Raw genomic sequence first — 22,545 nt, 5'->3', positions numbered from 1 at the left:
CCGGCAGTGGAGCGGCAAGGTCTCGTTAAGACCGTTAACCATACCGTGGCGGAGTCACTCAAGAAACCCCGCAAAAAGCCCGGAGCCATCATGACCTCGATTTCGGCGGCCTCCGCCGGTACCCACCAGTCTGCCCTGCAAAAGCTGCAGCAAGAACTGCAATCTGAAGTTTCCGCCGGCGCGGTCTCGTCGTCGGATCAGCCGGCGCTCTCGACGGCGCTGACCGACATCGACACAGCGCTCCAGCAGAGCCGATCGAGCGACCAGTCGAGCGGCACGCGTCCCTCCAAGGACGAGATGAAGTCGAAGATCGACGACCTCATCTCGAACGAGGTGTCGAACGGGACGCTGACCTCGGACCAGGCCGACGAGCTGAAGAACGTGTTTCAGTCCGCCTTCGCCAATGGCCCCGGCGGTGCCGGCGGTCCCGGTGGTGCGGGAGGGCCGCCGCCCGGTCCGCCGCCGGATGACAGCTCTTCGGAGTCGTCGTCGGCGGACTCGACCAGCAGCACGTCGACCACCTCCACCGCGGCCGATATCCTCAAGCAGTTCCTCGAGGCGCTGCAGCAGTCGCAATCGTCGTCGAGTTCGTCTTACGGCACCAATGGCAGCACGACGAGTTCGCCGAGCAGTTCGGATTTTTCTGCGCTGCTGATCGACTACAAGAGCTGACCTGAGCGACGCAGGTCGGCGCGTTCTTCGCCGCGATTGTGCTACATCCCAGGGCGCAAGATCGTCGGTGGGAACCGCGCAACGTTCCTGTGCGACGCAGGAATTTTCGTCGCAACGCAGCGCAATTGCGCAACGAAATTGCCGTAGCTCAGGAACTGCTGGTGATCATATTTGTTCTCTCCGCACAAGTTTCTGCTGAAGGAGAGGACACCATGTTGATGAAATCGATCGCCGCCGGCCTTGCCGGCACGGCACTGTTTGCGACCGTTGCATTTGCGCAAAACCCGACTACCACCGACAAGTCGCCAACCGCGGCAAGCACCGCGACGACGACAAGTACGACGGCGTCGGGTGAGTGGCGCGCATCGAAGATGGCGGGTCTGAAGATCTACAACGACGCCAACGAGAACATCGGGTCGATCAATGACCTGCTGATGGACAAAGGCGGAGCGATCAAGACCGCCGTGATCGGCGTCGGCGGCTTTCTCGGCGTGGGCGAGCATCTCGTCGCCGTTCCGTACGAGAAGCTGAAATTCGTCAATGAGGCGGTGGCCTATTCCGGCGCCGGTACGGCTCCGGGCGGACCCGGCACGATGAGCAAGTCGACCACCACCACGGGCGCTGCGACCGGCACCGACAAGACTGCGACGGCGTCGTCAGGCTCGAAGTGGTATCCGGACCACGCAGTGTTCAATGCGAGCAAGGACGATCTGAAGAAGATGCCCGAGTTCAAGTACTCGGAGTAATGGGCTTCTGAACGCCTAAACGAAGCGCGCCCGGTTTTCACCGGGCGCGCTGTCGTGTCTTTTTGCGCCATTGCGAGCTGTTGACCCTCATCCTGAGGAGCGCGCTTTTTGCGCGCGTCTCGAAGGGCGAGGCCACCGGCCGGGCCTTCATCCTCCGAGACGCACGAAGACGCGCTCCTTCAGGATGAGGAATTGACGCCGGCCGGTTAGCTGTCCCTAGTTCCCCTTCACCAGCGGACAGCCGCCCTTGTCGAGCGGGCGGAAGGCTTCGTCGCCGGGCACGGTGGCGATCAGCTTGTAGAGGTCCCACTCGCCCTTGGACTCCTCGGGCTTCTTGACCTCGAACAGATACATATCGTGGACCATGCGGCCGTCGATGCGGATCTTGCCGTTCTTGGCGAAGAAGTCATTGACCGGCGTGGCACGCATCTGTTCCATCACCTTCGGCGCCTCGTCGGTCTTGATGGCCTCGATCGCCTTCAGATAATGCATGGTCGCCGAATAGAGGCCGGCCTGGATCATGGTCGGCATGTGACCGACCTTCTCGTTGAAGCGCTTCGAGAAGGCGCGCGTCTCCTCGTTTGTGTCCCAGTAGAACGCGTCGGTGATGATCAGGCCTTGCGTCGACTTGATGCCGAGCGAATGAACGTCGGTGATCTCCATGAGCAAGGCGATCATCTTCTGGCCGCCCTGCGTCAGGCCGAACTCGGCCGCCTGTTTCAACGCATTGGTGGTGTCGCCGCCGGCATTGGCCAGCGCGACCACCTTGGCCTTGGAGGCCTGGGCCTGGAGCAGGAAGGAGGAGAAGTCCGACGAGTTGAGCGGGTGGCGGACCTCGCCGAGCACCTTGCCGCCGCTCTCCTTGACCACGTTGGCGGCGTCGCGTTGCAGCGCCATGCCGAAAGCGTAGTCGGCGGTGACGAAGAACCAGGTGTCCTCGCCGCGCTTCACCATCGCCTTGCCGGCGACGTTCGACAGCGCATAGGTGTCGTAGGTCCAGTGCACGGTGTTGGGCGAGCAGGCGACGCCCGTGATATCGGACGAGCCGCCGCCGGAATTGATGTGGATCTTGTTCTTCTCGCGCGTCAGCGCCGAGATCGGCAGCGCCACCGAGGACGTCGGCACATCGAAGATCGCGTCGACCTTGTCGTTGTCGTACCAGTTGCGGGCGATGTTGACGCCGACATCAGGCTTGTTCTGGTGATCGGCGGCGACCACCTGCACGGGCTTGCCGGCGACCTTGGCGCCATAATCGGCGACCGCCATCTCGACGGCGGCAAGCGAGCCCTTGCCGGTCGCGTCCGCATAGAGGCTCGACATGTCCGTGAGCACGCCGATCTTGACGACATCGTCGGAAATCTGCGCTTGCGCCGCGCCGCAGGTCGCGGCGATGGCGAAGCCGGCCGCGACGGCGGCGATGAGTTTCTGCATGTAGTTTTCTCCCTCAGTCTTGTTGTTTGGGCTTTGTTGCGGGGATTGTTCTACCGACAAACCGTCGCGGGGGCAAAGCCAGGGATGTGTGAGGAGGGTTGAGAAAAAGTAGGGGGCTGCGGTGTTTACCTTCTCCCACAAGGGGGCAGGAAGAAGAACGCCGCCGGTCAGGCGCTGCTGCCCTTGAGCCGCTCGTTGCGTCGGCGCAAGCCTTCCAGTGTGGCGAGGAGGATGACCGATACCGTCGTCAGAATCACCGCCGCTGCCGTGATGGTCGGGCTGATGTTCTCGCGGATGCCGCTGAACATCTCGCGCGGCAGGGTGCGCTGCTCGGGACCGGCCATGAACAGCACGATCACCACCTCATCGAAGCTGGTCGCGAATGCGAACAACGCCCCCGACGCCAGGCCGGGCAGGATCAGCGGCAGGATCACGCGGCGGAACGCGTAAAGCGGCGAGGCGCCAAGCGAGGCGGCGGCGCGCGCCAAATTGGTGTCGAAGCTTTGCAGCGTCGCGCCGACCGTGATCACCACGAAGGGCGTCGCCAGCGCGGTGTGGGCCAGGATCAGGCCGAGATAAGTACCGGTCAGTCCGATCGGTGCGAAGAAGAAATACAGGCCGACCGCGGTGATGACACCGGGCACGACGACCGGCGACAACACGAACGCCAGCACGAGCGGTTTGAACCGGCTGTTCCACTGCGCCAGGCCCAGCGCGGCCAGCGTGCCAAGCGCCATGGACAGCAGGGTCGAGGCGACACCGATGATCATGCTGTTCTTCAGCGAATTCATCCAACGCGGCGAATTGATGAAGTCGTCATACCAGCGCAAGGAGAGGCCCGGCAGCGGATAGGTCAGGTAGGAACCCGAGCTGAAGGACAGCGGCATGATCGCCAGGATCGGCGCGATCAGGAAGATGAACACCAGCGTGGAGATCACGATGGTCGTGGTCCACGCGATGCGCTGGCCGGGCGTGCGGAGGGAGGGACTATTGCTCAATTCTTCATCCCTCCCGTGACCTGCTGGCCCTGCACCAGCTTTCCGTAGACGAGAGCGAGCAGAACAGTGGCGAGCAGCAGAACCGCACCCAACGCCGAAGCAAGGCCCCAATTGGCGGTCTCGGTCGTGTAGAGCGCGATGAAGTAGCTGATCATTTGATCGGCGGCGCCCCCGACGAGTGCCGGCGTGATGTAGTAGCCGAGCGCCAGGATGAAGACGAGCAGGCTTCCCGCGCCGATGCCGGGCAGGGTTTGAGGCAGATAGATCCGCAGGAAGGCTGTGGCCGGTGGCGCACCGAGCGAGGCGGCGGCACGCATGTAAGCAGGCGAGATCGCCTTCATGCTGCTGTACAGCGGCAGGATCATGAACGGCAAGAGAACGTGGGTCATTGCCACGCAGACACCGAAGCGGTTGTAGATCAGGCGCAACGGCGCGTCGATGATGCCAAGCCAGAGCAGGCCGTCGTTCACGACGCCTTTGCTCTGCAACAAGACGATCCAGGCACAGGTGCGAACCAGAAGCGACGTCCAGAACGGCAGCAGGACGAAGATCATCAGCAGATTGGACCGGCCCGGCGGCAGCGTCGCCAACAGGTAGGCGACCGGGAAGCCAAGGATCAGGCAAAGCGCCGTGACGCTAAGGCTGATGATGAAGGTGCGGGCGAAAACGTTGCGGTAGATGGCCTGATCCGGTGGGGCGGCGACGATCGCGCCGTCCACGTTCCGCGTCAGGTCGAGGGCCGACAGAAGGTAGAAGCCGGTCGTCGGGCCACTGGCGTCCTTGATCGTCGTCCAGGTGGTGCGTTCGCGCCAGGCCGGGTTGATCTTGCCCAGCGCCTCCCTGGCCGTTCCGGGCTCCGGCTCCGCCTTCAGATTGCGTGCTGTGCTGGTCAGGATCGTGCGGAAGCCGTTCAGTGCGTAGTTGAGCCGCTTGGCCGCAATGGCGATGGTGCCGGAGGCGCGCGCCGCCAGGATGTCGTTCGCCAATGCCGCGTAGGCCTTTTCGTCCGGCAGGTCCTTGCCGTCCCAGTTGGCGAGAGCAGCGACCGTTTGAGGCAGAACCCGGCGCACCTCCCTGTCATCGACCGAGCGCCACAGCATGCCGGCGATCGGGCCCGCGAAGGTGAAGAGCAGAAACAGCAGAAGCGGCAGAATCAGTGCCAACGCCCTGATCTGGCGCGCGCGCTCCGCCCGCTTCAGGCGGCGCTTGAGCGGCACCGTGGCCAACGCATCGGCGCCGGTTGAGGAGGCTGACGTCACCGGGAGCCCCACTGTGACCGGACATCTCTCGCCATTTTGGCTGTGGCAATGGCGTGTGGCCTTTCGGAGCAACCTGAGCAAGCGCCTCGTCCTTCGAGACGACCGCTTCGCGGTCTCCTCGGGATGAGGCTCTCTGAAGTCGCTGCCGCGCACTCCGTCCTCATCCTGAGGAGCCCGCCTAAGGCGGGCGTCTCGAAGGATGGCCGCGACGAAACTGCTTTCAATGCGCGCCGCACGCCGGTGCTGTCGCGGCCTATTTCGCTGCCCATTTGTTGAAGCGCTCGGTCAGGCGGTCGATGTTCTCGAGCCAGAAGGCAACGTTGATCTCGACCGCGTTCTTGATGTTGTCCGGCGCCGTCGGCAGGTCCTTCAGAACGGCGGGCGCGAGCAGAGCGGCGGCGTCCTTGTTCGAGGTGCCGTAAGCAATGTTCTCCGACAGTTTTGACTGGTTCTCCGCCTTGCCGGCGAAGTCCAGGAACTTGTAGGCCGCGTCCTTGTTCGGGCTGCCCTTCAGGATGACCCAACTGTCGAGGGTGAAAAGCGCTCCGTCCCACACCATGCCGAAATTCTTCTTGTCGTTCTTGTTCGCGGTGTCGATGCGGCCATTGTAGACTGAGGTCATCGCCACCTCGCCGGAGGCGAGCAATTGCGGCGGCTGGGCCCCGGCCTTCCACCAGACGATGTCGTTCTTGATGGTATCCAGTTTCTTGAACGCACGCTCGACGCCATCGTCGGTCGCCAGCACCTTGTAGACGTCCTTCGGTGCGACGCCGTCGGCGATGAGCGCGATCTCCAGCGTGGTCTTCGGACCCTGACGCAAGCCGCGCTTGCCTGGAATCTTCTTGGTGTCGAAGAAGTCGGCCCAGCCTTTGGGGGCCTCCTTCAGCTTGTCCCTGTCGTAGCCGAGAACGAAATCGTAGAGGATGGCGCCGACACCGCAGGGATTGACCGACGGCGGGATATAGGCGGCCTCGCCGCCGATTCTGGAATAGTCCATCTTCTCGAACAGGCCTTCCTCGCAGCCGACCGCGAGTTCGTCGCTCTCGACCTGGACGAGGTCCCAGGTCGCGGCGCCACCCTGTACCTTGGCGCGCAACACGCCGACGCCGCCGTCCCAGGACTCGTCGTTCATCGGAACACCCGCTGCCTTCTTGAACGGCTCGAAATAGACCTTCTTCTGGGCATCCTGATACGCGCCGCCCCACGAAACGACGGTGAGGTCACGCGCCTGCGCGGCCGTTGCCAGCGCAGCGCTGGCGCTGAGCGCCGCGGCGAAACCCAGAGCAATCTTGCGCTTCAGCATGGTCTTGTTCCTTCTTCATGAGAGTTGCGTTGAGGTTGATCGATGCCGGTCCACTTGGAGCTGCAGGGTTGTCAGACGGGATCGAGGGCCAGGCAGTCCTCGGGGCGGAAGGTGACGAACACGCTTTCGCCAGGTCTTAAGTTGTCACGCGCCCCCGGTTGAAGCTTGACCATGAACTCGCGGTTGCCGGCGACATCGAGCACGGCCAGCGCGTGGTCGCCGAGATATATCGTGTTCTGCACCTTGGCGGGCAGCCGGTTCGGCCCCTCGCTGGAGGTGCCATCCGAGACAATGGCGATTCGCTCCGGCCGCACCGACAGGGAGGTCGATGCGCCAGCGCCTGATACATTGATCGCCCGTGCGGTCACGACGCCGCCACCAGCAAGCGCGACGCGGCAATATTCCTTTTCGATTGTCTCGACAGTGCCGGCCAGCACATTGTTCTCGCCGATGAAATGGGCGACGAAGCTGTTCACCGGATGCTCATACAGCGCGTCGGGCCTGTCGATCTGCTGCACAATGCCGTCGTTGAACACGGCGATGCGGTCCGACATTGTGAGCGCTTCGCTCTGATCGTGGGTGACGTAGACGACGGTGATGCCCATGGTCTCGTGCAGTTGCTTGATCTCCAGTTGCATCTGCTCCCGCAGGCGCTTGTCCAGGGCGCCCAGCGGCTCGTCCATCAGCACGAGTTGCGGATTGAAAACCAGCGCCCGGGCGAGCGCCACACGCTGCTGCTGACCGCCGGACAGCTGCCCGGGCCGGCGCTGCGCCAGGGTTTCCATCTTGATCATGCGCAACGCCGCCTTTACGCGCTCCTGCGCTTCCGCCTTGTTCGTGTTGCGGACAGATAGCGGAAAGGCGATATTCTCCGCGATCGTCAGGTGCGGAAACAAGGCATAGTTCTGGAACACCATGCCGATGTCGCGCTTATGTGGCGGCACGTTCTTGATCGGCCGGTCCGCGAGGTAGATCTCGCCATGGGTCGGAACCTCGAAGCCAGCCAGCATCATCAGCGTGGTCGTCTTGCCCGAGCCCGACGGGCCGAGCAGGGTGATGAACTCGCCCTTTCTGATGTCGAGATCGAGGTTCTTCACCACGAGGAACTCGCCATCATAGGTCTTCTGAATGCCGGAAAAGCGCACCAGCGCCGGCGCGGGCGTGACCATGCCGGCTTCCATGTGTCCTCGCGGTGTCCTCTACAGTGCCGTCGGCACCTCGTTCGAGGTTGCGAAGAACAGCTTAGCATTCTCCGACGAGAATGCCAGCGGCGCAAGCGACCAAGTCGCGGGCGACACCCGTGAGTGAAGGTTCACTACATCCCCGACAGTTTCGTTACGGACACATTCAGCGTGCCGCCGGCTTCCGCGATGATGCGCAGCGTCTTGGAATCGAAGGCGATGTCGGCGAGGGTCAGGCTGTCGATCTTCGCGTCGACCTTGACGCCGTCCTCGCTCTTCTGGAAGTCCGCAATCACGGCCGCGACCTTCTCGCGCGCATTGGCGGCGATCGGCTTCAGATCAATCGTCGCCTTCTGCACCAGCGCCTGTTGCATCTGCGGCACCACCGCGCGCGCCGCGGCCCCCAGCAGACCGAAGGCCGCCTCGGACTCCACCGCGAGCTGGATGTCGGCGAGCCGCAGCGTCTGCTGTGCCTGGTCGAGCATCGGCCGGCCCCAAATGTGCACGGTCGCTTCGGCGCCGAGACCGAGCCAGCTCTTCTTCTCCTTGGCGCGTACCAGCAGCGAGATCAGCAGGCGCTCGCCCGACGGGATCACGTTGACGCTCTTGACGGTGACGTCCACCGGGCCGGAGCCGTCCTCGGGATAAGTGTGGCCGACCATCTGCGCCGCGACCAGCTTGTTGATCTCGGTGAAGGGCACGTCGATGGGAACACCGATGTTCACGCCGGTGCCGGTCGGCGGCACGATCGAGATCTTGTCGGGGAACGGGCAGTCGGGCTTGGTCGGGGTAGCGGTGACGCGCGTCTCAAGCTCGAGGCCCATCAGCAGGGTCACGGCCTGCGCGTCGACGCGCGGCTGCGCCGCGATGGCGCGGATCGGCTTCATCTCCAGCCAGAGCGACGGCAGCGCGGCCGAGGAGCCCGAGCCTTGCAGCGCGATCGAGCGGCAGGCCTTGGCCCATTGCACTTTCGCGTTCTCCCGCAGCGAAGGATCGTTGCGGATGTGCTCGGAGACGATGTTGATCTGCTCGCCGACATTCTTGTCGATCAGCGGCTTCACCTGCGCCGGTACGTTGACCTTGGCGCCCGCGACGTTGAGGTTGGTGTCGCCGAGATTGACCTGGGCACCGAGATTGGGCTCGAGGTGCCAGTTGGCCGCGAGCTTCGGTCGCGAGGTGACGACCACGTTGCCCTTGATTTCGGCGCTGGCGTTCAGATTCTTGATGTTGACCGCGCCGATCCGTTTCGCTGCGTCACCGCCGAGCACGCTGCCGAGTGCTTCGCCGAGCGCGCCGGTCGCCTTCGACGACAGCGAGCCCGTCACGTTCAGTTTGCCGTTGAGCGGCGTCGAGATTGTCAGCACGTCCTTGTCGCCGGCAGCCGACATCGGTCCGCGCACGGCGGACCAGCCGATGTCGGCGTCCTGCAGGATCTGTGAGATCGGGTTCTCGGCCTTGCCGGCGAAATTGCGCGGCGCGGCCTTCTCGGCCTGCTCGCGGATCGCCGACAGCGCGATGGCGACCGGCGCCACCACGATTGAGCTCTTCGCGACCGGCGGCAGCGGCGGCAATTGCGCGACCGGTGGCGCGGAATTTGTCGCCCGCGGCGACAGCCAGTCCATCGCCTTCAGGCTGACGAAAAACGACGCCGCGAGCACCACGACGGCGATCAGGACAGTCTTCAAGTTCAGCGTTAGTCGCATCAATCCCCCAGGCCGCCCGGGGCAGAAGTCTACAGGGCAGGCGAGGAGGGCGCTAGAGCGCACCGATGGGGTGGAATTGGGGCGAACAGGTTAACGGCCGCGATGCGTCGTTGCCGAGCATTCGTTAGTGCGCACCTAGCTGCGCTTGGGACGGCGAACCGCTCTCACATTGCCGCGACTGCCGCCGCCGCAGAAGAAGCGGTCGCCGCCGTCGGACTCCAGTCCTGACACCATGGTCCCGGCGGGCAGGTCGAGCTGCTCCAGCACCTTGCCGGTCTCGAGGTCGATCCGTCTAATGTCGCTGTCCTCGCCTTCCCAGGTGCCGTGCCAGAATTCGCCGTCCACCCAGGTCACCCCGGTGACGAAGCGCTTGCTTTCGATGGTGCGGAGAACCTTTCCAGTCTGGGGATCCACCTGATGGATCTTGCGTTCCCGATATTGCCCGACCCAGAGCGAGCCCTCGGCCCAGGCCAATCCGGAATCGCCACCGCCGCCAGGTGCCGGGATGGTGGCGAGCACCTTGCCGGTCGCAGCGTCAATCTTCTGGATGCGGTCCTCGGCGATCTGGAACAGGTGCCGGCCGTCGAACGCCGTTCCCGCATGCGCGGCGACATCGATGGAGCGGGCGATCTTGCCATTGGCCGGATCGACCGCGTTCAACCTGTCGCCGGACGCGAACCACACATGGGCGCCGTCATAGGTGACGCCGTGCACGGCATCGACGCCCGCAAAGGGCCCGTATTCCCTGACGATCTCGGCGGCTGAACGCTTCATGTTGCTCGGTCCCTGTGGTGTGACCCCACCTTACGTCTTCAGGAGCGGTCCGGGGAGTAACAAGCCTGTCGGGAAACCCGGGACGGGCGGCGTCATCCAGCGCCGCGCGCGGCCGTGTCCGAAAGACTGCACCTTGTTCGACCGCGCCAGCTCTTCGAGGGCACGCTGCACGGTGCGCGCGCTCGTTCCCAGCGCCAGCGCGAGGGCCGAACTCGCCCAGGGCTCGCCGTCGGAGAGGAAGGCGAGCACAGTGGCGTGCTTTTCTTCGACCGGCCGTGCCAACACCAGAACTTGCCGCGTCTTGCGCGGTGTCAGCGCAAAACCGTGCCTGGTCGCGCTGACATCGGCGAGCGGCTTGAGCTTGGTGCGGAGCCGCCCGATTTCGACGCGAAGCCGGGCGCGATGCGATTCGTCGACGTGCCTCGCCTGAAAAGCTGCTGTGATCAAAGCCTCCCGCGAGACATCCGCGGGCCAGGCCTGCGCCAGGACGCGGGCGAGCGCGAACAGCACCGGCCGCCTTCCGAGCGGCACGACGATGCCGCGCCTGCGAACCGCGTGATGGAACATATCCACCACGAGCGCCTCTGATGTCGCGAGGTCCTCGACCTCCTCGGGCAGCAATGGCCGTTCGTGCCCGCGCGTGATCAGGCGCGCTGCGGGCGTGTCGAGCACGAAGGTCGTGATCTCGACCTCGGCCGCAAGCGCGGGAATGCCGGCCTGCCGTGCTGCGCGCACCGCGCGACCGAGCGCCACGCGCGCGTCTTTCGTTCTGAGCCGCCTGAGGGCGATGCCGGCGATCACAAGCTCGCGGACGACCTGCGAAGCCGGGGGGAGCGGCGTGGTCTTGATCTCCGCCAGCGTGCGTTCGGCCTCCTCGAGGCGCCCGACGAGAAGAAGACGGCGCGCCTCGATGTGGCCCGCATGGGCGGCGTTGGCGAGGTCACCGTGGCTTGCGAGCGTCGCCCGCGCGGCCGCGAGCGTCTTCGCCGGCCAGTTCAGGTCGCGCGAGACGAGCGCGATCTCGGCTTCCGCGACCACGCATCTTGCGCGCGCGACCGCCTCTTTCGGCCCGAAGGCGCGTGCGGCACTCCGCAGCAGCGTCTTCGCCTTCGCGAGATCGCCGAGCTGCGCCATCGCGATGCCGCGCAGCGCCAGCGAAGGTGCATCGTTGCGCAGCGCAACGCGGTTCAAGGCGCCGAGCGGATCGCCGGCTTCGAGCGCGCGCGCCGCGGCCGTGATCAGCGACTCCATTCGAATCCCGCCACACTTGTTACTCCCACTCCGCAACTGTCCGGTGCGAGAAATCGTTGACGGCCGACAATGTGCGGAAACAGGAGAGCCATGATGACATCATCAGAAAACGCAGGAACTAACAGACAGGCTGCCATGCAAACACCGCCGGTGGTGTCGCCGCAGGACTGGGAGGCCGCCCGTCAGCAACTGCTCGTGAAGGAAAAGGCGCATACCCGTGCCCGCGACGCCTTGGCCGCCGAACGCCGGCGCATGCCGTGGATGGAAGTCACCAATACCTATGCGTTCGAGGGGCCCGGCGGCAAGGTCAGTCTGCCCGACCTTTTCCAGGGCCGGCGGCAGCTGATCGTCTACCGCGCCTTCTTCGAACCTGGCGTGTTCGGCTGGCCCGATCATGCCTGCCGCGGCTGCTCCATGGTGGCCGACCAGGTCGCCCATGTCGCGCATCTGAACGCCCGCGACACCACGCTGGTGTTCGCCTCGCGCGCGCCGCAGGCCGATATCGCACGGCTGAAGAAGCGGATGGGCTGGACCATGCCATGGGTCACCATCACCGACAGTTTCGATGCCGATTTCGGCGTGGACGAATGGCACGGCACGAACGTGTTCTACCGCGACGGCGACCGCATCTTCCGCACCTACTTCGTCAAGAGCCGTGGCGACGAGCAGATGGGCGGCACCTGGAACTATCTCGACATCACGCCGCTGGGACGGCAGGAGGTCTGGGAGGATTCGCCGAAGGGCTATCCCCAGACGCCGACCTACAAATGGTGGAACTGGCACGACAGCTACACCGAAGGTGCGGCGCCCGACAAGAAATGGGTCGAGATCTCGGCCGCCGGCGAGAAGGCTTTTCGCGAGGAGGCCGCAGGCGAAAGGAAATGACCCATCCCGTCAGCGCGGTCCCCAGTGCAAGCCGCGACGGCATCGCGGCCGCGCGTCACCTTGCGAGATGGCTGGGGCTGGCGGCCACGCCCACCTTCGCGATCATGGCCGTGCTGACGGCCGTGCTCGGCGGCGGCCCGGCGGACATGCTGTGCGCCGCCGGACACGAATCTTTGCTGGGCGGGATGGTGCCGATGTATCTGCTGATGAGCGCGTTTCATTCGGCGGCATGGCTGAGGCTGATCTCGGGTGGGCCGATAGGCGCTGTCTCACATCGTGCCCGCCTCGTCCTTCGAGACGCCGCTGGCGCGGCTCCTCAGGATGAGGCTCAACTACTATCCTGCGGGCCGCACGCTCCGATCCTCATCCTGAGGAGCCCGCCGCAGGCGGGCGTCTCGAAGGATGATGAGATCCGCGCTTCGCTAGCTCATGCAGCTCGGAAAAATCGCCGCGCATGAAGGCTTCCTTCTTGGTGCGGCTCCATTTCTTGAGTTTGCGCTCGCACTCGATCGCGTCGGTGATCCTGTCGAACCATCGGGAGGAGGCCAGCGTCACCGGTCTGCGTGACTTCGTATAGCCGCCGAATGTGCCGGCGTTGTGCTGCGCGATTCTGATCTCAAGCTCAGTGCGCGTCGTTCCGATGTAGTAGCTGCCATCGGCACATGCGAGAATGTAGAGGTACGCGCCATCGGTCATCGTGCCCGCCTCGTCCTTCGAGACGCGCGCAAGAGCGCGCTCCTCAGGATGAGGCTAACTGGCATCCGTGACATGGTGCAAGGGACAAGTGGTGGTTGACCCGGCTGAGCCGCAAGTACAGTCCTCATCCTGAGGGCACGCCGCAGGCGGGCGTCTCGAAGGATGGCCGCGATCACCGACGCCCAACGAAAACGGCCTGGCATTGTTGGCGTTGTTATTGCGACCCCGCCGCCTGCAAATAACCAACCACCTTCGCCGCTTCCTCCGCCGAGACGCCGCCATAAGGCTGCATCTTGTTGCCGGACACGACCTCGTCCGGCTTGACCATGAAGCGGGTGAGTTTGTCCTGGTCCCAGACGAAGCCGGCTTCTTTCATCGACGGAGAATAGTTGTAGTTCGGCAGCGAGCCGGCCTTGCGTCCGACGATTTTATTGAGGTTGGGACCCAGACGATTGTCGCCCTCTTTCACCGAGTGGCAGGTGCGGCAGGAATTGTTGAAGGCCTGCCGGGCTACGTCGTCGCTGGCCGGCTGCTGTGCCAGCGAGGCGGGCGCGGTCAGCAGCAGCGTCAATGCGCCGGCGCCGCTCATCGTGCGCAGCCATGTGCCCGGCGTCGTTTGCGGGCGTGATTGCATTTGCGCCTCCATCGGGGAATCGCGCCGCAGCACGCGCGCGCATCGGGATGCCGAGGGCAAACGAAAGCGGCCCCGGTGGGTTCCGGGGCCGTTTGCGTCACAATGTCCTGCCGCTTACCGTGTCGCGGCTCCGAGGTCCGCGCGGCGTTCCGTCATCGGCAGCACGATCACCTTGGTGCCGACATTGACGCGGGAGTAAAGATCCGCGACGTCGTCATTGGTCAGGCGGATGCAGCCGGAGGAGACGTGCTTGCCGATGGTCTCGGGCGCGTTGGTGCCGTGGATGCGGTAGATGGTGCCGCCGAGATACATGGCGCGGGCGCCGAGCGGATTGCCGGGGCCGCCGGCCATGTGGCGCGGTAGATAGGGCTGGCGGGCGATCATCTCCGGCGGCGGGGTCCAATCCGGCCACTCGGCCTTCTTGGTCACCGACTGGGTGCCGGACCAGGTGAAGCCGTCACGGCCGACGCCGATGCCGTAGCGCATCGCCTGCCCGTTGCCGAGCACGAGATAGAGATAGGTGTTGGGCGTATCGATGATGATGGTGCCCGGCGCCTCACGCGTCGCATAGGAGACCGTCTGGCGACGGAACCGCGCCGGCGTTTCGACAGCGTCCTGATCTTCGGACGGCGCGGCCCGATAGGGCGTGGCTTGATAAGGCTGGTATGGCTGCGGCGCTACGATCGTCGGCAGCGGCTGGAAGAAGGGGAAGAGCTGCACGGGCGCGGCCTTGGCCGGGCCGGCGAACGCGATCGCGGTCACAGCCACCGCGCCAAAAGCAGCGGCGCGCGAATAAGTCTTCAACATGTCCAGATTGATCATTGGTCGCCCCTGTTTGCGCGGTGTTCTTGGTCACCCCGGCACCGTTTCGGTGCTCTGTTGCCTAGATCACTAACGGCAAGAAGTTTCGGGACGTTTGCGCGGAAAACCGAAAACGGTTTCATGGTGGAAAGGATTGTTTCATGACGGTTTCGTGGCTGCGCGGACCCGTTAACGAACAAAACAACGGGCCGACATTTCTATGACGTCACACGCCTGAAATATCCGTGGTTGATGGTCCTAAGCCGAGAATCATCAAACTCTCGGGATTTCCCCATGCGGGTATTAATCGCGACTGACGCCTGGCATCCGCAGGTTAACGGTGTGGTCCGGACGCTGACCTCGCTGGCTGGTGCCGCCAAGGCGCTGGGTGTCGAGATCGACTTCCTCACGCCGGACGGCTTTCGATCGTGGCCGTTGCCGACCTATCCGGGGCTGCGCATTGCCCTGCCGAGCGGCAAGGAGATCGCGCGGCGGATCGAGCAGGCGGCGCCGGAAGCCCTGCACATCGCGACCGAAGGGCCGATCGGCTGGGCGGCGCGAGCCTATTGCCGCCGCAACCGGCTCGCCTTCACCACCTCCTACACCACGCGTTTTCCGGAATATGTCTCGGTGCGGACCGGCATCCCCGCCGCCGTCGGCTATGCCGTGCTGCGCCACTTCCACGATGCCGCCGCCATGACCATGGTGGCGACGCCCTCGCTGCGGCAGGAGCTCTCCGAGCGCGGCTTCAAGCGGCTCGGCTTCTGGACACGCGGCGTCAACACCGAGCTGTTTCATCCTGACTCGCCGGCAAAGCTCGATTTGCCCGGACCGATCTTCATGACGATGGGCCGCGTGGCGGTGGAGAAGAATCTCGAGGTTTTCCTCTCGCTCGACCTGCCCGGCACCAAGGTCGTCGTCGGCGACGGCCCGCAGAAGGCCGCACTTGAAAAGAAGTACCCCGATGTCGTCTTCCTCGGCGAGAAGAAGGGCGCCGATCTCAGCGCGCATCTTGCCGCCGCCGACGTGTTCGTGTTTCCGAGCCTGACCGATACGTTCGGCGTGGTGCAGCTCGAAGCGCTCGCCTGCGGCACGCCGGTTGCGGCGTTTCCGGTGACGGGTCCGAAGGATGTCATCGCCGATCATCCGATCGGCGCGATCGATCACGATCTGCGTACCGCGTGCCTGCGCGCGCTCACCATGTCGCGCGAGACCTGTCGTCATTTCGCGCTGGAGCGTTCCTGGGAAAACAGCGCGCGCCAGTTCGTCGGCAACCTCACTTCACTTCGGCCCAGCCGTGCCTTGCGGGCCTCGCCGGTCATGGCGCGGCGGCCGGTGCGCGGCTGATCTCAACCGTTCGACCACAGCGAGAACCCATCGATGGCTAAGATCATGAACCTTGACGGCACCCAGCAGCTCGACCTCACCCGTGGCACGGTCGAGCAGGCGTATGACCGCTGGGCGCCGGTCTACGACCTCGTGTTCGGAGGCGTGTTCGCCAAGGGTCGGCAGGCCGCGATCGCGGCCACCAACAAGATCGGCGGCCGCGTGCTCGAGGTCGGCGTCGGCACCGGAATCTCGCTGCCGCTCTACGCGCCGCATCTGCGCATCTTCGGCACCGACATTTCGGAAGCGATGCTCGACAAGGCGCGCCAGCGCGTCACCGAGGGCAAGCTGGGGAACGTCGAGGGCCTCGCGGTGATGGATGCCGAGAAGCTCGAATTCCCCGACAATTCCTTCGACGTCGTGATGGCCCAGTATGTCGTCACGGCCGTGCCGAATCCGGAAGTCGCGCTGGACGAATTCGCGCGCGTGCTGCGTCCGGGCGGCGAGCTGATCATCCTCACCCGCGTCAGCGCCGATACCGGCATGCGCCGCTTCATCGAGCAGAAGCTCCAGCCGGTGGTGCGTCCGCTCGGCTTCCGCACCGCCGAATTCGCCTGGTCGCGCTACGCCAAGTGGCTGGCCGGTGCCGACGGCATCGAGCTTGCCGAGCGCCGCCTGATTCCGCCGCTCGGTCATTTCTCGCTGGTGCGCTTCCGCAAGAGCGACGTCGCCAAGGCGGCTTGACTGCCGCTCCTTATGGTGAGGAGGCGCGCAAGCGCCGTCTCGAACCATGAAGGCCCACGCTGCTGCACTCGGGCCTTCATCCTTCGAGACGCGCGTTCCGCGCTCCTCAGGATGAGGGGAGAAAGTAACCGTGCGTCATCGCGCCGCTGCACATCGTCACATGACAAAATGATGATGTCACACGGCCTACACCGAATCCCTGTAAATCCTGAACCCGAAAGCATTTTGGGGGAGAGCATGATCAAGAATTATCTCGAGCAGCTGCGGATCCAGCGCTGGGACGACCATCGCTACTATCACCACAGCCGCATCAATCAGAGCCTGCACTTCGTCAGCGCGCTGAGCTTTCTGTTCGCCTATGTCTGGCTGTTCGTCGACCCCATGATCTCCGCGCTGGTCGGCTGGCTGGTGTCGATGACCTCGCGCCAGGCCGGTCACTTCTTCTTCGAGCCGCATGGCTACGACCAGCTCAACCAGGCGACGCACGAGCACAAGGAAGAGATCAAGGTCGGCTACAACCTTCGGCGCAAGGTGGTGCTGATGTCGATCTGGGCGCTGTCGCCGGCGGTGTTGTTGGTCGATCCCACGCTGTTCGGCCTGTTCACGCCCTGGGCGGGCGCGACCGACTTCATGCGGCAGGTGGCCAAGATCTGGCTCGTGGTCGGCGGCGGCGGTCTCATGTTCCGCACGGTGCACCTGTTCTTCATCCGCGACGTCGAGACCGGCCTCGTCTGGATGACCAAGATCCTGACCGACCCCTTCCACGATTTGATGCTCTACCGCAACGCGCCACTGGCGCTGCTGCGCGGCGAGTTGATGGACCCCGGCCTGCATCTCAACCCCGAGCACACGCTGGGCCTGATCGGCGAGTCCACGCTCGAAGAGCACCACGCCTGAGCACGCCGCGCAGATCCAGCATTCCGATGTCTGATGGTTGCGTCATGCCCGGGCTTGTCCCGGGCATCCACGTCTGGGGGGAGGCGACAGCGGTGTTTGCGTCGGCCTCAGCGCCCGAGGCGCTTGGCCAGCATCTCTTTCAGGATCTGTCGCTTGATGCTTTTGTTGGTGAGCACACCATCGTGCCACCAGAAGCCATCGGCTTTCATCTTTTCGGCGGCGCGGACGAAGCGCTCGGCGACTTCGGTGAAGTCGGCGTCGGTGTAGTTCAGGCTGAAGATCAGCCGTCCGGTGCCGACCCAGCTCAAGGACAGGCCTTCCGCGCGCAGGTAGTATTGCAGCATCCAATTGTAGCGGGACGGCGTGGTGTACTTCACCGTCCAGATCGACGAGAAGTTTGCGAACCGCACCGGAAGGTCAGCATCGGTCATCGTCCGGTTGAGCTTTTGCGCGCGGCCGTTCCAGGTCTCTTCCAATCCGTCATAGACGGCGCGGAAGTTCGGGCTGGCGAGCCGGCTCAGAAACTCGTCCATCGCCGTCATGACGTAGGGGTGCGAGTTGAAGGTGCCGCGGGCGAAGCAGACGTCGGCGGGACGATCGTCACGGAAGCGGCGCATCAATTCCTTCCTGCCGCAGACCACGCCGATCGGCAGGCCGCCGGCAAGGCTCTTGCCGTAGGTCACCATGTCGGCACGCACGCCGAAATACTCCTGGGCGCCGCCTGCGGCGAGACGGAAACCGACGAAGACCTCGTCGAGGATCAGAACGATGCCGCGTTCGGTGCAGACCTCGCGCAGCTTCTTCAGCCATTCGGTGTAGGCGGCGCGATCGAAACTGCCGCCGCGGGACGAGTCCACCAGCGCGGAATCGCCGGGCGCGCTGGCATTCGGATGCAGCCCCTGCAGCGGGTTGACCAGCACGCAAGCGATATCTTTTCGCGTACGCAGCACGTGCAGCGTCTTCTCCGACATCTCGGCGAGAGTGTAGGTCTCTTGCGCGGTGATCGGATTGCCGACGCCGGGCTGCACATCGCCCCACCAGCCGTGATAGGCGCCGGCGAAACGGACCAGATGCGTGCGCCTGGTGTGGTAGCGCGCAAGCCGCACCGCCTGCATCACGGCTTCGGTGCCGGACATGTGGAAGGAGACTTCGTCGAGGCCCGAGATCCGGCACAGCCGCGCCACGTTCTCGAGGATGACGGGATGGTAGGGGCCGAGCACCGGTCCGAGCGCCTGCGCGCGCTTCTCGGAGCCCTCGATGCACTCCTTGTAGAAGTCGTTGCCGAAGATGTTGACGCCGTAGGACCCGGTGAGGTCGTAGGAGGTGTTGCCGTCGACATCCGTGACGGTGACGCCGCGCGAGGACTCGGCGAAGGTCGAGGTGCCCAAATGCTCGCGGACGAGGCGCGAGAACTGGAACGGCACGCGGTAGGTCTCGGTGAAGTGCAGGTCGGAGATTTTCCCTGCCGCTTCCTTCGTCATCGCGCGGCCCTTGGGGTAGCGCTCCGCGTAGAGGGCGGCGAGACGGAAGAAGGCGTCCTTGCGCTGCGTTGCGACGTTCGCCGGCGCGCCATCGCAGGCGAAGTACGCATCGCCTTCGAACTCGTAGAACGGGACCAGCTTCGCCACCCGGCGCGACATCTTGGAATGCCCGGAGAGCGAGCGATGCTTGGCGCGGGACAGCTCCAGGCGCGCTTTAAGCTTCGGGAAGGCGGCGGCAGCGGACGCTGCGGCGGCCACGGACAAAGAGAGAATCGGGAGTGTCGTTTCCATGACAACAAGCGCTAATACTGCGAGCTGACAGATTCATGACAGTCAAAGCCCTCATCGCTTCATTCACCCAGCAGGAAGACCTCAACTTCCTGTTGACCAACCGCATCCCCCGCGCGGCCCTGACCCGCTTCATGGGCTGGTTCTCCAAGATCGAGAATCCGCTCATTCGGGACGGCTCGATCGCGCTGTGGAAGCTGTTTTCAGACCTCGATCTGTCGGAGGCGCGAAAAACCCATTTCAGGAGTCTGCACGATTGCTTCACCCGGGAGCTGAAGCCAGGTCTGCGGCCGTTCGATCCGGACCCGGCGGTGGTCGCCAGCCCGTCGGACGGCATCGTCGGTGCTCATGGCCGGATCGCCGACACCGAGCTGTTTCAGGTCAAGGGCGCGCCTTACTCGCTGCTCGATTTGCTCGGCGATTCCGCGCTGGTCGACCAGCACCGCAACGGCTCCTTCGTCACGCTGCGGCTGACCTCGAGCATGTATCACCGCTTCCACGCGCCTTGTGACGCATATATCGAGCGCGTCACGCTGATCCATGGCGACGTCTGGAACGTCAACCCGATCGCGCTCAAGCGCGTCGAGCGCCTGTTCTGCAAGAACGAGCGCGCGGTGATCCGCACGCATTTGCCAACCGGCGAAGCCGTGACGCTGGTGCCGGTCGCCGCGATCCTGGTCGCAAGCATCCGTTTGCACTTCCTCGACATGGTGCTGAATGCGCAGACCAGGGGGCTGGTCAATTTTCCCTGCGACGTCAATGTGAGCAAGGGCGAGGAGCTCGGCTGGTTCGAACACGGTTCGACCATCATCATGCTCGCGCCCGGCGATTTCACGTTCTGCGACGGCATCGCCGAAGGCACGCGCATCCGGGCGGGTCAAGCGCTGCTGAGAAAAAACTAGCCTTCAATCCGCCGCGTCGGCCGCCTATATCGCTCGTGGGGACGTTTCTACGACTACGGATTTGGTGATGGCACGGGCGCCGGTCATGGCGGCGGGGGGTATTGTGCTGCGGCGTGGTGCGACGCCGCTGATTGCCGTCGTGCGCCAGCGCAAGCGCAACGAATGGGTTCTGCCCAAGGGCAAGCTCGACGACGGCGAGACGCCGAAGCAAGCCGCGCACCGCGAAGTGCTGGAAGAGACCGGCCACGACGTCGCTATCCGCGAGTTTTTGGGCACGCTCGTCTACCAGTCCGGTGGTCGCTCCAAGGTCGTGCATTTCTGGCGCATGGAGGTCGAGGGCGGTCCCGTCCGCAAGCTGATGAGCGACATCAAGGCGGTCGACTGGCTGACGCTGGAAGACGCGCTTGCGCGCCTGTCGCGCGAATATGAGCGCGCGTTCCTGGTACAAGTCGGCCCGATCGCACTTGCATCGGCCGGGCTTGCGCCGGCCGATGCGGAGCCGACGCCGCCGCTTGCAAACGGCGATGTCGACGCCGCGATGCAGACCCGGACACCGGTAGAAGCCGCCTCCAGCGACGAACTGCGCCATGGCCTGTTGCAGAAGATACGAGCGTGGTTGCGCGGTGAGGCGTGAGTTATCTTCGTGCCGCGCTTGCGGGCGCGTAAGCATCCGCGGGCTGATACGGTTGGGGAGAGCGCACCAGCTCTCTCCAAATCGTCATTGCGAGCGCAGCGAAGCAATCCAGAATCTTTCCGCGGAGGCACTCTGGATTGCTTCGCTGCGCTCGCAATGACGGAGAGGAGGGAGGCTGATTGCGCTCGACGTCAATCCTCATGGTGAGGAGCGCGCATCGCGCGCGTCTCGAACCACGAGGCCCAACTGTGGCCTCGCCCTTCGAGACGCTTGCTTCGCAAGCACCTCAGGGTGAGGGGCGGCACAATCACCGCCGCTCCTTCTCCTTCGGAGCGGGCGCCGGTTTGCGTGGCGCTCCGGGTCGTTGTGCGCCCGGCAGGCGTTGCTGGAATCCGCCCGGGCGCTGCAGGCCTGGCTGTTGACCGCCGGGCGGCTGCCCCGGCTGCATGCCGGTGCGTGGCAGTTGCAGCTGCTGGCCGGGCTGCTGCTGTGTCCCGCCCGGCGGCGGCGCGACTCCTCCGGGCTGAGCTTGAATTTGTCCACCGCGCTGCGGCTGGGTTTGCGGCGCGCCGTTAGGCTGCGTGCCTTGCCCGCTGCGTGGCGCACCTACCGGACGTCCCGCGCCTTGCTTCTGGCCTTGCTGTTGCTGACCCTGACCCGCGCGCGGCGTGCCCGGCTGCACGGCGCCGCCTTGGCCTTGCCCTTGGCCCTGCCGCTGCGGCGGCTGGGCGCCTTGACGGTTCGGTGCGCCCGGCTGCTGCTGGCCTGGACGGTTGTTCTGACCGGGCTGGCCGTTCGGCCGCTGCGGCTGTTGTCCGGGCGCTGTGTTCGGTCGCAATTGCTGCTGTTGCGGCGGCTGGAACGGACGCGGGATGCGCGGGCTCGCGGTCGGATTGGCGCGGCGGAAGTCGCGCTGCTCGATGACGATCTGCCGGCCCGTGGTCTGCGCCAGATGCACCTGGCTGACGAAGCCGCGGTCGCGCGCGATCTGCTGTGGCGCGATCGTGATCGGCACCGCGGCAAAGCGCATGACGCCAGCAGCGGCGGCACCCGGCCGGATCGCAAAACCGCTCGATCCTTGCGTCAGTGCGCCGAGCCGCGTCCCGCTCGTGCGGTCGTCGACATCGATGTGTCCGACCCGGCCGTCGGCGTCGGGATAGAGCTTGATGTTGACATTGTTGGCGTTGTTCGCGGCCGCGCCTTCCGGCACGTCGATGACGCCGGTGGTGCCGCGGATGCCGAGCGTCGCCGTCGGCGTCGTGATCTTCATGTCGCCGGTCTTTGCCACCGCCGCAGCGACGAACGCCACCGTGCCCTTGGCGATGTCGAAGAGGCCTGCGTTCTGCTTGCCGCCGTCCTCATAGACGTAAGTGTCGATGGTGATCTTGGCGCTGGCCGACAGATTGAATGTGGTCGCGTCGTTGAAGGTGATGCCGAGCGAGGAGCTGGACGAAGTCTGCACGACGTCGTTGAGATAGATGTCGTCTCGCACCCGCAGCGGGTAGGAATTCCTGTCGCGGATCACGGTCGCGATGCCTGTCACCGTCGCGACGTTGCCGATCGGCTCGACGGCGGCGGACTGCGCATCCGTCGCGGGAGCGGGTGAAGCTGAGGGCGTCGGAGAGGGGGCGGGCGTCGGTTGTGCTTGCGGCTGCGCCTGCGCAAGCTCGATCGCATCGGATGCGAACGCAACACTCGCACCGGCCGGTGGCGACGCCAGCAGCACGAGCGCGAACACGAGGCGGCGCCAAGCCACGATAAAAGTCACGAAGAGGTCCCGGTGAGAAACGCGAGGCGAGATCGACCGATATCAGCCAGATACAGCTGAACGGCGGATGAATGTCTATCGCACGGGAGCGGTGAACGTTCAAATGCAACTCTTTCCCCTCATGGTGAGGAGCGCGCTCGTCTCGAACCATGCCGGCCCGGCTCTCGATCC

21 protein-coding genes and 1 pseudogene are annotated in these 22,545 nt (G+C 64.7%); 9 read left to right on the top strand and 13 right to left on the bottom strand.

The window, feature by feature from the left end; all coding sequences use genetic code 11:
* Positions 1–90 precede the first annotated feature (90 nt).
* Both IVB27_RS07740 and IVB27_RS07735 read left to right on the top strand, forming a co-directional pair.
* The gene (locus IVB27_RS07740; RefSeq protein WP_247442652.1) at positions 91–672 is read left to right on the top strand and encodes a hypothetical protein; all 582 of its coding nucleotides are present in this window, start codon (positions 91–93) and stop codon (positions 670–672) included.
* 212 nt (positions 673–884) lie between these two features.
* The gene (locus IVB27_RS07735) at positions 885–1,418 is read left to right on the top strand and encodes a PRC-barrel domain-containing protein (RefSeq protein WP_247442651.1); all 534 of its coding nucleotides are present in this window, start codon (positions 885–887) and stop codon (positions 1,416–1,418) included.
* Positions 1,419–1,634: 216 nt separating this feature from the next.
* Here the strand turns inward: IVB27_RS07735 and IVB27_RS07730 are convergent, their stop codons facing one another.
* From IVB27_RS07730 to IVB27_RS07695, 8 genes are all read right to left on the bottom strand, one after another.
* A complete protein-coding gene (locus tag IVB27_RS07730) occupies positions 1,635–2,849 on the bottom strand; it encodes an ABC transporter substrate-binding protein (RefSeq protein ID WP_247442650.1) in 1,215 nt (404 codons plus the stop codon).
* 167 nt (positions 2,850–3,016) lie between these two features.
* The gene (locus IVB27_RS07725; RefSeq protein WP_247442649.1) at positions 3,017–3,847 is read right to left on the bottom strand and encodes an ABC transporter permease; all 831 of its coding nucleotides are present in this window, start codon (positions 3,845–3,847) and stop codon (positions 3,017–3,019) included.
* Complete coding sequence (locus tag IVB27_RS07720; protein ID WP_247442647.1) at positions 3,844–5,106, bottom strand: ABC transporter permease; 1,263 nt, start codon at positions 5,104–5,106, stop codon at positions 3,844–3,846. The genes IVB27_RS07725 and IVB27_RS07720 overlap by 4 nt, the downstream gene beginning before the upstream one ends.
* Positions 5,107–5,359: 253 nt before the next feature.
* Complete coding sequence (locus IVB27_RS07715) at positions 5,360–6,409, bottom strand: ABC transporter substrate-binding protein (RefSeq protein ID WP_247347788.1); 1,050 nt, start codon at positions 6,407–6,409, stop codon at positions 5,360–5,362.
* Between the two features lie 71 nt (positions 6,410–6,480).
* On the bottom strand, positions 6,481–7,590 hold the full coding sequence (locus tag IVB27_RS07710; protein WP_247442645.1) for an ABC transporter ATP-binding protein: 1,110 nt from the start codon (positions 7,588–7,590) through the stop codon (positions 6,481–6,483).
* A gap of 134 nt (positions 7,591–7,724) precedes the next feature.
* Positions 7,725–9,293 (bottom strand): DUF4403 family protein, encoded by a 1,569-nt coding sequence (locus tag IVB27_RS07705; protein ID WP_247442644.1) that lies wholly within the window; start codon positions 9,291–9,293, stop codon positions 7,725–7,727.
* Positions 9,294–9,428: 135 nt separating this feature from the next.
* Positions 9,429–10,067 carry a Vgb family protein gene (locus IVB27_RS07700; RefSeq protein WP_247442642.1) on the bottom strand — a complete coding sequence of 213 codons (639 nt, stop codon included), beginning with the start codon at positions 10,065–10,067 and terminating at the stop codon, positions 9,429–9,431.
* A 30-nt stretch (positions 10,068–10,097) separates the two neighbouring features.
* Positions 10,098–11,318, bottom strand: coding sequence for a winged helix-turn-helix domain-containing protein (locus IVB27_RS07695; RefSeq protein WP_247442640.1), 1,221 nt, complete (start codon positions 11,316–11,318; stop codon positions 10,098–10,100).
* A 90-nt stretch (positions 11,319–11,408) separates the two neighbouring features.
* Between IVB27_RS07695 and IVB27_RS07690 the strand changes: the two genes are divergently transcribed.
* Both IVB27_RS07690 and IVB27_RS07685 read left to right on the top strand, forming a co-directional pair.
* Complete coding sequence (locus tag IVB27_RS07690; protein ID WP_247442638.1) at positions 11,409–12,203, top strand: DUF899 domain-containing protein; 795 nt, start codon at positions 11,409–11,411, stop codon at positions 12,201–12,203.
* Positions 12,200–12,451, top strand: a pseudogene (locus IVB27_RS07685) (hypothetical protein); the annotation flags it as partial. The gene IVB27_RS07690 and the pseudogene IVB27_RS07685, both read left to right, overlap by 4 nt.
* A 115-nt stretch (positions 12,452–12,566) precedes the next feature.
* On the opposite strand, the gene IVB27_RS07680 reads toward IVB27_RS07685, so the two are convergent.
* The 3 genes from IVB27_RS07680 to IVB27_RS07670 form a co-directional block, all read right to left on the bottom strand.
* A complete protein-coding gene (locus tag IVB27_RS07680; RefSeq protein WP_247442637.1) occupies positions 12,567–12,899 on the bottom strand; it encodes a GIY-YIG nuclease family protein in 333 nt (110 codons plus the stop codon).
* 214 nt (positions 12,900–13,113) lie between these two features.
* Positions 13,114–13,545 carry a c-type cytochrome gene (locus IVB27_RS07675; protein ID WP_247442636.1) on the bottom strand — a complete coding sequence of 144 codons (432 nt, stop codon included), beginning with the start codon at positions 13,543–13,545 and terminating at the stop codon, positions 13,114–13,116.
* A 102-nt stretch (positions 13,546–13,647) separates the two neighbouring features.
* Positions 13,648–14,355 (bottom strand): L,D-transpeptidase, encoded by a 708-nt coding sequence (locus IVB27_RS07670; protein ID WP_247442635.1) that lies wholly within the window; start codon positions 14,353–14,355, stop codon positions 13,648–13,650.
* A 273-nt stretch (positions 14,356–14,628) separates the two neighbouring features.
* Here IVB27_RS07670 and IVB27_RS07665 point away from each other — a divergent pair, with 273 nt between their 5' ends.
* The 3 genes from IVB27_RS07665 (at position 14,629) to IVB27_RS07655 (ending at position 17,301) form a co-directional block, all read left to right on the top strand.
* A complete protein-coding gene (locus tag IVB27_RS07665) occupies positions 14,629–15,681 on the top strand; it encodes a glycosyltransferase family 4 protein (protein WP_247442633.1) in 1,053 nt (350 codons plus the stop codon).
* A gap of 33 nt (positions 15,682–15,714) precedes the next feature.
* On the top strand, positions 15,715–16,404 hold the full coding sequence (locus IVB27_RS07660; RefSeq protein WP_247442631.1) for a class I SAM-dependent methyltransferase: 690 nt from the start codon (positions 15,715–15,717) through the stop codon (positions 16,402–16,404).
* Positions 16,405–16,641: 237 nt separating this feature from the next.
* Complete coding sequence (locus IVB27_RS07655) at positions 16,642–17,301, top strand: hypothetical protein (protein ID WP_247442630.1); 660 nt, start codon at positions 16,642–16,644, stop codon at positions 17,299–17,301.
* Positions 17,302–17,408: 107 nt separating this feature from the next.
* Here the strand turns inward: IVB27_RS07655 and IVB27_RS07650 are convergent, their stop codons facing one another.
* On the bottom strand, positions 17,409–19,073 hold the full coding sequence (locus tag IVB27_RS07650) for an aminotransferase class III-fold pyridoxal phosphate-dependent enzyme (RefSeq protein WP_247442629.1): 1,665 nt from the start codon (positions 19,071–19,073) through the stop codon (positions 17,409–17,411).
* Positions 19,074–19,108: 35 nt separating this feature from the next.
* On the opposite strand from IVB27_RS07650, the gene asd reads away from it, so the two are divergent.
* Positions 19,109–19,972, top strand: a complete 864-nt coding sequence (gene asd / locus IVB27_RS07645; RefSeq protein ID WP_247442621.1) for an archaetidylserine decarboxylase — start codon at positions 19,109–19,111, stop codon at positions 19,970–19,972.
* A gap of 67 nt (positions 19,973–20,039) precedes the next feature.
* Entirely contained in the window at positions 20,040–20,606 is a 567-nt protein-coding gene (locus IVB27_RS07640; protein ID WP_247442620.1) for an NUDIX hydrolase, read from the top strand.
* A 307-nt stretch (positions 20,607–20,913) separates the two neighbouring features.
* Here the strand turns inward: IVB27_RS07640 and IVB27_RS07635 are convergent, their stop codons facing one another.
* Positions 20,914–22,365 (bottom strand): FecR domain-containing protein, encoded by a 1,452-nt coding sequence (locus IVB27_RS07635; protein ID WP_247442917.1) that lies wholly within the window; start codon positions 22,363–22,365, stop codon positions 20,914–20,916.
* Positions 22,366–22,545: the final 180 nt, after the last annotated feature.

Origin of the sequence: Bradyrhizobium sp. 197, assembly GCF_023073375.1 — a bacterium.
Lineage (GTDB): Bacteria > Pseudomonadota > Alphaproteobacteria > Rhizobiales > Xanthobacteraceae > Bradyrhizobium.
The sequence above is the reverse complement of the archived record's forward strand: the minus strand, read 5'-3'. Positions and strand labels throughout refer to the sequence as shown.